The sequence below is a fragment of the Bradyrhizobium pachyrhizi genome, from assembly GCF_001189245.1.
Classification (GTDB): Bacteria; Pseudomonadota; Alphaproteobacteria; order Rhizobiales; family Xanthobacteraceae; genus Bradyrhizobium; species Bradyrhizobium pachyrhizi.
In genome coordinates this window covers 122,919-131,627 of the sequence record NZ_LFIQ01000065.1, presented here as the reverse complement: position 1 = coordinate 131,627, position 8,709 = coordinate 122,919, and the positions used below count along the sequence as shown (strand labels likewise).

Here is an 8,709-nt window from a genome sequence, read left to right as displayed (position 1 = left end):
CCTGCCCGGGGTGCTGACCGGATGCGTACGTTCAGATTGAGGCCGGTTCGGTAGAAATGGACGATGCGTCCAACGGTCGGTTTCATGAAGAATGCTTTCAGAGAGCGATGTTACCGGGAACCGCCCGGCGCGGAGATCGTTGCCGACGGCGCCGCTGCGCTCGCCTTGAAGCCAGTCCAGAACGCCCACACGGCGCCGCTCACAATCGCACCGAGCACGCCGGCAATGATGACGTTGCGAACGTGGCGCATCCCGTAGTGGATGTTACGGAGCGTCGCGAACTGGTTTTGAACGGAGATTGGGTCTTTCGTGTCGAGCCCGAGCGTAAGAAACGTTTCTGAAACGGCCTCCTTGGCCGCCATCTTCGCAATCAGCGTGAGCTCGTTGTGCTGGGCCGGCGGCATTACCGAGCCCCATAGTTGCGGCGAACGTCGCTATACCAGCCGGGCACCGAGGCCAGCCGGGCTTGCAGCTCGATCGCGTAGGAAGTCGTCAGCTCGAGCATTGCCCGCGCGTCTTTGTCCTTGCAGCCAGCGACGCCGCGCCAGGGAAAGCGGCATTGCGTGTCGAGATACGGCACCGGCGGGGCTTTCGTGAGCTTATCGGGCGCCGGCGGCAGATCGCGCCGAACTTCCGGTGGCGGCGGGAGATCCTCGCGCGGCGCCGTCGCGCAGCCGGCCAAAAGGATCAAACTTGCAACGATCGTCAGCCTTAAGCTGCCCGATATATTCAACGTCGGCTGCATATTGTGCCTGTGCCCCTTCGGCGATTGCATCTGCGCGCGCGGCCTCATCAGCGCGTGCTTTGCGTGAATTTTCCAAGTCGGCGCGTTGCGTCGCGATCGTTGCCCGCAGGTTTTTTGCCTCTTCGCGCTCATCCGCGACGCGGAAGCCGATCAGGAAGGCCATGAGCAGCAGGACGATCACCGCGACCAGGCGAGCGGCCTTGACGTAGGGCGCGACGGCCGGGATGTACTGTGCGAACGGGAAATAGCCGACCGCGGCAGCGGCAATCAGCAAGAGCCCGTCGAGCCCGAGCGCGAAATATGACGTCGCAAAATCCCAGAAGGCGTCACCGAGCACGGATCAATCCTCCCGGAGACACCAGGGACGTTCGCCCCACATGGCATCGGTCCGGCGGTTGTAGAGGCCTTGCAGGAATTTGCCGTTCGCCGTGACGTATTTCGTCATGGCGTCACAGGCCTCTTTCACGCGGCCGGCATTGAGATCCCGCGCGATCGACGTCCCGCAGACCTTGCCGGGCCCGAGGTTCACCGCAAACGAGGCGATGGCCGCCTGACGGTGCGGCGGCATGGTCGGCAGCGACGGCACGCACACCACCACCTTGTCGGCGTAGCGCTCCGCGACGTGCGAAAGCTCGTCTTGGCATTGCTCCTTGGTGAAGGTCATCCCTTCCTTGAGCCACGGCCAATCGTAATTCGTGATCCCGCCGCAAACCGTGATCACGCCGGGCGGATCAAACGGCAGATGCTTCGCAACGAGGTTCATGCCCTCCCAATGCGAGACCAGGACGCCAGCCAGGGCGGCGCCGGCGACAGACAGCCCGACATGCTTTCGCGTAACCGCCATTACTGGGCCCCCGGTCGCTTGAGATAGACCGCAACGCCGTTGGCGACGGACAGCAGCACGCCGCCGACGATGTAGGATCCGGACGGAAGGGTTTCGGACAGGTGCGGCCAGATCAGCAGAAGACCGCCCACGGCGCTCCAGAACACGGCCTGTTCAATCGCGATCCGGCGGCCATGCCGGCGGCGATATGCGTTGATGTTGCTGATGAGCTTCACATGGCACCCGTTCCGAGAGGAAATTCCGTTCTCGGAAAGGGCTACCGCGGCGCCGTTAGTAGAATGTTCGGCGAGCTAAATGATGCGGATGATGTAATTGCAGCAGATTGTCGGCTGGACGTTCGGGTGAGAACCGCCGCCGCCCTGACTTGCGTTCGTGATCGTCATGTTGGTCTGGACCGTAACGGCATAATAAGACCCGTCACTTCCATTGTTCACCTGGATGCCCGCGATAGCGCCGCCTGAAGTGAAGCTCTGGAAGTTGCCGAAAAGGCGGCTCGGCAGGCTCATGGAGTGCGAGTGCCCCGGATCGTTCAGGGCGTTCGCGTGGGTGTGCGCCGGGATTTGCGCCGTCGACAGTGTGACGGTTTCGGTGCCACCGGCGCCGCCCATGACAGGCAAGTTTCCATTCAGACCCGCCGGCGATAGCCGCCCGACACCGCCATCGATCATCGCAGAGACGCGCCCCCGCCTATCTGGCAGGTTAAACGTGGTCGATCCGTCGCCCGCGCCGTGAGTTGTCCCCATAAGGCTAAAAAGCGCCGCGTAAGTGGTGCGCGAGATAGCCTGCCCGACCGGAAACGCGAAGCAGGAATTCGGAACAACGCTTCCCCAATAGTCCATACCGCCGGCCAGCGGGATATTGAACGGGTTTCCGAGGAAGCCGCGCAGATAGAACACCTGATCACTGTTGTTGTAGAGCGCCGCGCAAGGCGTTCCCTGAATGAGGACACCAGATAACAACTCTGTGCCGGGGATGGTCCGCACCGGCTTGGCGCCGAGAGCGTCAACGTTCAGCGTAACCGTGGCGCCATTCGTGATGTGCGGCGTAAAAGCAATAAGCTGCCCGTCAAGATGTGCGAAACTGTCGAAACCCTGATAGCTCGAGACCGCGTAGGCATTCGCGGTGCCCGTGGTGACGATCGCGCCGGCGATATCGTCGCGGTATTTCGCGAGGGCGGCCATCTGACCGCGGGCGCCGTCGTTCAAAGCGCTTGGCGCCATTCCCTCCGGAAACGGACAAGTGCTGTCAGCCGACCCATTCGCCGCCGCGGTCCGGCTCCACTTCCAAAACGTCATCTCAATATCCTCCAAATGGGGGAGGACTTTCACGCACGCGCGCTAGCGGTTTGTTCAAAATGAAAACGGCGGCTCGAAAGCCGCCGTCTCTGCGCTGGACTGCCGTGCCGCGGCACACCGTGCCCCGCCCGGACGTACCCCACCTCGCCTTGGCTGCCTAGCCAAACCGAACCCCGCCTCAACGTGGGTTGCCTTGCCTAGCCTGCCGTTCCGTGCCTACTCGGTTACGCTGCGGCCTGAATATCGGCCGGCGCCTGCACCGCTTCAAGCGCTCCGGCAATCATCTCCACCGATTTGACGCCGAACCCGGCGTAGATCAATGCCGCCTGGTAGCGGTTGAGCCACGATCGCAGCGCCACCGCTGCCTGATGGCAGTGCTCGGCCTGGTGAGCCGGGTCATTGGGATTGAAGCGGAAGTATCCGCCGCCGTCGCCACGGCCCGATGTCGGCGAGATCACAAGCGGAGCTTCCGTCGTGATCGTCACCGGCTTTGCGCGGCCTACTTCTTCGACTTCGAACTTGATGCGTAGATCTTTGACGAAGGCCCGAGCCTGCCACAGATTGTATTCGCGGGTCGCCTTATCTTGATCCCACTCGAACCAACCGTGAGCAGGATGGGTCTCACCGACGTCTTGAACCTCCTTGAGAAACAACGAGGGATCGTATTGCCCATTGTGTCGCCGCGAGAATTCCTCAACGATCTGTTGTCGCAAGTCTCTCGTAAAACGTGCCAATAAACTCTCCTGTTGATGTTGAACCGCTCTATCACCGGCCGTGGCCCGCCTTGCCTGACCGTACCCCGCCAATCCTGGCCTGCCGTGCCGAACGCTGCCTACGCAGCTCGCCGCTGCACCTCCGCGAAGAAGTGAGCCATCAAATCATCCGTATCGCGATCGGCGAATTCAGGGTCGGCGAGCGCGGCCTCTTGAGCGGCGCGGCCGTGGTTTTCAACGAGATCGTCCCACTCCGGATCGTCCTCGCCCTCAGCGAGCACGCGGAAAGATCCGAAAGCGCCCTTGCCCTTCTCCTGCCGGAAATCGCCGACCCCGATCAAGATACCGGCGTTGCAAAGCAGGCTCACGACGCCCTGCACGCTCAATTGTGGCGTGATGAAGTTGACCTCAACCTCAGCACCCCACTTTGGTAAATAGCACCGAGTACGGATGTCCGGCGTGCGAGCGATATCAGCCGAGCGAACGACGTCCATCCGAAGCTGCGGCGTGCCGTAGAGCGGCGCATGATCACCAGGCATAAATAAAAGCCGCTGCGCCGACGACTTGGTGAGGCCAGGTGTTTCGAGTGCCGCGGTCGCCATCGCGGCCTTTACCGCAACGACGCGCAGCCCAAGAACGGTCGGGCCACTCGGCAAGATCTCTGCGCTGTCGCGGAATTCAGTGAGCGGGTCGTGCTTAATTGCGGCGCGATCTGCCTTCCCCTTTTTCTGGCCGCCCACAAGCAATTGTTGCTTGGCTTTGTTGGCCATCCTGTTTTGGAACAAAGGCGTTGTGCCGATGATCCTAAGTTTGATCCGACCGCGCTTGAGCGGCTGAATAGTGACTTCTGCAGTTTCTACCTTCTTGACCAAGGTCATCTCCATCAGCGCTCGGTCCTGGCAGGCCCGAGCGCAAGGGTTCGCGTTAGCGAAACCGAGCGCTGATGAAGCTCTCGAATTTCGCGCTCATCATCCGCCCTGCCAGAGGCGGAGTTTCAAATCACGGTGAGATGTCTAGGCCTGCGTTTCCTAATCTGCGAAATGGCAACGCGGTGCATCCACAGGCCGCTAACAGAAATCAGGATTTTGCGAATGCCATTTTCGTTAGATCACCAGCGATCGACCCATGCGATGCCGCAATCACGGTTAGGCTCATCCAAAATCTGAGCGTTGGCGCATACTTTATTGGCCCCCTCGCCTGAATATCCGAGAAAGGAACGTCGCTACCCCCGCAACGAGAACGGCGCGATCTTGAGGCCGAACACGTTGGGACGAGGTGGCAAAATGTTTGCAACCTGCGGCACCGCCGTAAGCTGCGCGAGGTTGATCGCCGGCCCGGCCGATCCCGATCCCAGGATTTGGGCCGCGGGCGCCGACGGCGCTGGAGCAGCGGCAGCGCTCGAGCCGGCGGGCACAGCCGGCGCCGCCGCCGGGCTTAAGCCGGCGACCGCCGGCCCGGCCATCGACATGGGCGCCCCGGCTTTGCCGCCCATCTTCCGGTCCGCCCAGGCTGCAAGATCGCCTGCCGACATATTAGCGATGAACGGATTTGCGCTCACGACCTTGGCGCCAAGCACCGCGCCCGCCGGGGTTGACGGATCAGCGTTCAGTATCCCGACCGCGCCTTGTGGCCCGGCAAAATGCGCCAAGTACTGGGTGCCGGACGTCACCGGGAGGCCCGCGCGGCTCAGCGCGCCGGCATTGTCCGCGGCGTATGCTGCTGTCATTTCCCGGGACAGGGCCGGGTCTGACTTGAGGGCTAAAAGCTCGTCCCGAGATCCCGTGATATCCGGCCGATGCTTCGCCAGCATGTCGAGCCAGGTTGCGTCAATGAATTGCCCGGGCCCGGACGCCGATGAGTTCGCATTTTTCGCGTCAGCTTTGCCGCCGCTCTCCACCTGCACGATTTGATCAACAAGGCCCATAGGCCATTTGTCGCCCCTGCTTGCTAATCGTTTGCAAGTCGCCTCTGCAAACGGTTGCAACACACGTTTGCTGGAACGATCGGGTAAACTATGTATTGACTCGCCGCAGACTGTATCTTATAAACTACACATGCCGGCAATTCGAGAAACTGACGAATTCTCCAAATGGATCAGCATGTTACGTGACAGCGTAGCACGAGCAAAGATCCTCGTCAGGGTCCAAAGGCTGGCTAACGGTAACCCAGGAGACGTTAAGCCGGTCGGCGAAGGTATCAGCGAAATGCGGATCCATCACGGCGCCGGCTACAGAGTTTATTACGTCCAAAGGGGTGACGAGCTGATTGTTCTTCTTTGTGGCGGTGACAAGGATACGCAAGACACGGACATCGCCGAAGCAAAGAAGATCGCGAGCGAACTGGAGGATTGAGCAATGGCCAAGACTAGACCTTTCGATGCGGCTGAATATCTCGATAGCTCCGAGGCGATCGCCGCCTACCTGAGTGAAGCTTTCGCCACTCACGATGCCGGCTTCATCACAGAGGCAATCGGCACAGTTGCTCGCGCCCGCGGCATGTCCGCTCTTGCGAAGGAAACCGGACTATCCCGCGAAAACCTCTACAAGGCCCTTAGCTCCGAAGGACATCCGGAATTTAGCACAGTGATGAAAGTTCTAGGATCCTTTGGGGTTGAGCTTCATGCCGAACCTAAGGTCGCAAAGGTAGCGTGAACTAGAGCGATCAAAAGGGTTGATCGGCTCTCACGACTTACGTCGGCACGCCGCAAGGCTTCTAGCCGCGCGCCGTTGCCCCTCATTGCGGAGCTTGCGGCTAAGCATTAGCAGACAACCAATGATGCGGACCTACGATAATATTCTCTGCGAATGCGGCCACCAAGGTCGCATTCTGTGCAAAGAGAACGACGCGCCCTTTAGCAGCCTATGGGAGTCGTACAGCCTAGAGGGCTTTGAAGGCGGGACGGTAACGATCACGAACTACAAAGATATGCCGCAAGATCTAATAGCCGCTTTGAAACCGAAGTGCCCCAAGTGCGGGCAAACTGGTAAGGCGAGCTATATCAAGGCGACTTAAAGGCGGAAGCCTGGGGATACCGCTCTTAGGCCAGCACCGGACCGAACCGGTTCGAGGTCGGGTGGCTGATCGAGCGATACATTATGTTTTTGCAGGTAAGTATCTCATTTTGCTACATGCCTCATCACGTCACGCGCTCGATCGTGACCGCCAAAGCACTGACCCATTCCCACCACCTACGCGACGTTTGATGATAAAACGGCCCATCTCGCACAAATCTTCTGGATGCTAGGTTTGTCCAGCGCGACAGCCGATGGACAGTTGCGCAAGGCGTGGCATGATCATGGACTATGCCCCGCCCCCTCATTTTAGTTTGCATTGCCGCCTTTGCCGTCGCCATGGCCGGCGTCCGTTTCGTGGCCCATGGTATCCTCGAAAACTTCGGAACAGCAGGCTTGTTTGCTGTACTCGTCGTGATGCTGGGTGCCGCTTATTTGTACGATGGACGTCACCGCCGCCCTTGATTGGTCACCGGCAACGAACTCTGTGACAAAAGCCCGACGCCCTTCGCAAACCGCGGATCGACCGCGCGCCGCAGCTGATCACCGAAAAACAGCTCCGTCGCCTTGCGGGCCTGGTTGGCGTTCGCGACCTTGCTCAAGCCCTTGTCGACGCCGAACGCCACGGCCGCGCCGGGCAGGCCCGCGGTGTTGAAGCCGAGCAGCGGCAGCAGCGACGAGCGCGCACCGTTCGCGATCCGCGCCAGCATCGGCGCCGTTCCTGACGGGTTGGTGGTGCCCTTGACCGGGATCATCTGCTTGTAGACGGCCGCAAGCTGCTTCATCAGCGCGCGTTCCTGGTCGGTGAAAAGCACGCCGGCGAGCTGCGAGCCCGAGCCGTTCAGAAACTCATGCAGCCGTTGCGAGAGCGCCTGCGCCTCATAGGGGATTTTCCCCTCGCCGGCGTTCGTCAGCTTCTCCCACACGCCTTGCCGAAGCGCCGTCCAGCCTTCCGGCGAAAGCTGCTTTTTCAGCGCGGAAGCGATCAACGGCGCGTTGACGCCGTTTCCCTTGCCGGTCGCGCCCATCAGATCGTTGATGATCTTGTTCGAGGACGCCGGCGGCGCGCCGTCGGCGCCACTGTAGCGCCGCAGCGCCGCAGCCGCCGGGCCGGTTTCGGGCTCAATCTTCGCACTGTTCGCGCGCAGCCGTTCCGCATAGGCAGCGAGCGATTTCCGCTCACCAGCCGAAAACATCGTGTTAGCGAGCACACTGCTGTTTGAGCTGTGCAGAAAAGCGTCAATCCGTGCGGCAGCATCCGCCGGCTCGCCCTGCGTCAACTCGCGGAACGCCATCGTCTTGACGCGGCTCCAGCCTTCCGGCGAAAGCCTCTGTTTCAGCTCTTGCGCGGTCGCCGGCGCATTGACACCCGTTCCAGCCCCGTTCGCGCCCATCAGGTCGCGAAGGATCTTGTTCGCCGAAGGCGTCGGGCTCGCCTCACCCGGCACGGTCGAGCGCAGCCGATCGGCATAGCGCGCAAGGCTTGCGCGCTCGTCCGCGGCAAAAACGGTTTGCGCCAGGAGCCGCCCCTTGGTGCCGGTCAAGAACGCATCAATGCGGGCCGCGGCCTTTTCGGGCTCGCCGGCCATCAACTGCGCGAAAAGACCCTGCTTGTAGGTCGCGAACTCTTCGGAGTTGCGGCCGAAAATCCGCTCGATACGCTGCGCGATCTGCACCGGCATTTGCCCACCGGGCGCCGAGGCCGAGCCGTAGGCCAGATTTACGATAGTGTCCGGCGTGGCCCTGGTGTCGGAGAATTTCCCCAGAATTTTTTCAACGGCCGCGCCGACGTCATCACCGGCGCCGCGCTTGGCGAATTTCTGCTTGTAGTCGGCAAACGACGCCCGGGCTTCCCGCTGCATCTGGAGCACCGCCGGCCCATCACCCGAAAACTTGCCTTGGGCGACCATTTGCTCTACGCGCGCGTCGAACTGATCCATAATGTGCTCGAGCGCGTAGACGTCCGAGCCCGAACCGCCCGACATCATCGCGCGCCGCGCGTCGCCATAGATCCTCGAGAGCTGCTTTCGCACCTGTTCGACGTCGCGCATGGTGAACGGCGCGCCGGCTTGTTCCTGCGCCGGCGCCGCCGGCCGGTCGC

The 8,709-nt window shown here is 61.3% G+C and carries 12 protein-coding genes; 2 read left to right on the top strand and 10 right to left on the bottom strand.

What is annotated here, in order from left to right; genetic code table 11:
• Positions 1 to 110: 110 nt before the first annotated feature.
• From AKL29_RS14005 to AKL29_RS13970, 9 genes are all read right to left on the bottom strand, one after another.
• The gene (locus tag AKL29_RS14005; protein ID WP_050384594.1) at positions 111 to 404 is read right to left on the bottom strand and encodes a hypothetical protein; all 294 of its coding nucleotides are present in this window, start codon (positions 402 to 404) and stop codon (positions 111 to 113) included.
• Complete coding sequence (locus AKL29_RS42840) at positions 404 to 580, bottom strand: hypothetical protein (protein ID WP_160321753.1); 177 nt, start codon at positions 578 to 580, stop codon at positions 404 to 406. Before AKL29_RS42840 ends, AKL29_RS14005 begins: the two co-directional genes overlap by 1 nt.
• Positions 581 to 599: 19 nt before the next feature.
• On the bottom strand, positions 600 to 1,019 hold the full coding sequence (locus AKL29_RS14000; protein ID WP_152977588.1) for a hypothetical protein: 420 nt from the start codon (positions 1,017 to 1,019) through the stop codon (positions 600 to 602).
• Between the two features lie 66 nt (positions 1,020 to 1,085).
• On the bottom strand, positions 1,086 to 1,589 hold the full coding sequence (locus AKL29_RS13995; protein WP_050384592.1) for a lysozyme: 504 nt from the start codon (positions 1,587 to 1,589) through the stop codon (positions 1,086 to 1,088).
• Positions 1,589 to 1,804: a hypothetical protein gene (locus tag AKL29_RS13990; protein ID WP_050384591.1), complete on the bottom strand. Its 216-nt coding sequence runs from the start codon at positions 1,802 to 1,804 to the stop codon at positions 1,589 to 1,591. The genes AKL29_RS13995 and AKL29_RS13990 overlap by 1 nt, the downstream gene beginning before the upstream one ends.
• Positions 1,805 to 1,879: 75 nt before the next feature.
• Positions 1,880 to 2,884: a phage tail protein gene (locus tag AKL29_RS13985; protein WP_050384602.1), complete on the bottom strand. Its 1,005-nt coding sequence runs from the start codon at positions 2,882 to 2,884 to the stop codon at positions 1,880 to 1,882.
• Positions 2,885 to 3,108: 224 nt separating this feature from the next.
• On the bottom strand, positions 3,109 to 3,618 hold the full coding sequence (locus tag AKL29_RS13980) for a hypothetical protein (protein WP_152977587.1): 510 nt from the start codon (positions 3,616 to 3,618) through the stop codon (positions 3,109 to 3,111).
• Between the two features lie 98 nt (positions 3,619 to 3,716).
• Positions 3,717 to 4,469, bottom strand: coding sequence for a hypothetical protein (locus AKL29_RS13975; RefSeq protein ID WP_152977586.1), 753 nt, complete (start codon positions 4,467 to 4,469; stop codon positions 3,717 to 3,719).
• A gap of 350 nt (positions 4,470 to 4,819) precedes the next feature.
• Positions 4,820 to 5,521: a lysozyme family protein gene (locus tag AKL29_RS13970; protein WP_050384588.1), complete on the bottom strand. Its 702-nt coding sequence runs from the start codon at positions 5,519 to 5,521 to the stop codon at positions 4,820 to 4,822.
• A gap of 130 nt (positions 5,522 to 5,651) precedes the next feature.
• On the opposite strand from AKL29_RS13970, the gene AKL29_RS13965 reads away from it, so the two are divergent.
• Positions 5,652 to 5,948, top strand: coding sequence for a type II toxin-antitoxin system RelE/ParE family toxin (locus AKL29_RS13965; RefSeq protein ID WP_050384587.1), 297 nt, complete (start codon positions 5,652 to 5,654; stop codon positions 5,946 to 5,948).
• 3 nt (positions 5,949 to 5,951) lie between these two features.
• Complete coding sequence (locus AKL29_RS13960) at positions 5,952 to 6,248, top strand: addiction module antidote protein (RefSeq protein ID WP_050384586.1); 297 nt, start codon at positions 5,952 to 5,954, stop codon at positions 6,246 to 6,248.
• A gap of 809 nt (positions 6,249 to 7,057) precedes the next feature.
• Here the strand turns inward: AKL29_RS13960 and AKL29_RS43655 are convergent.
• Positions 7,058 to 8,548, bottom strand: a complete 1,491-nt coding sequence (locus AKL29_RS43655; RefSeq protein WP_193395211.1) for a hypothetical protein — start codon at positions 8,546 to 8,548, stop codon at positions 7,058 to 7,060.
• Positions 8,549 to 8,709 lie beyond the last annotated feature (161 nt).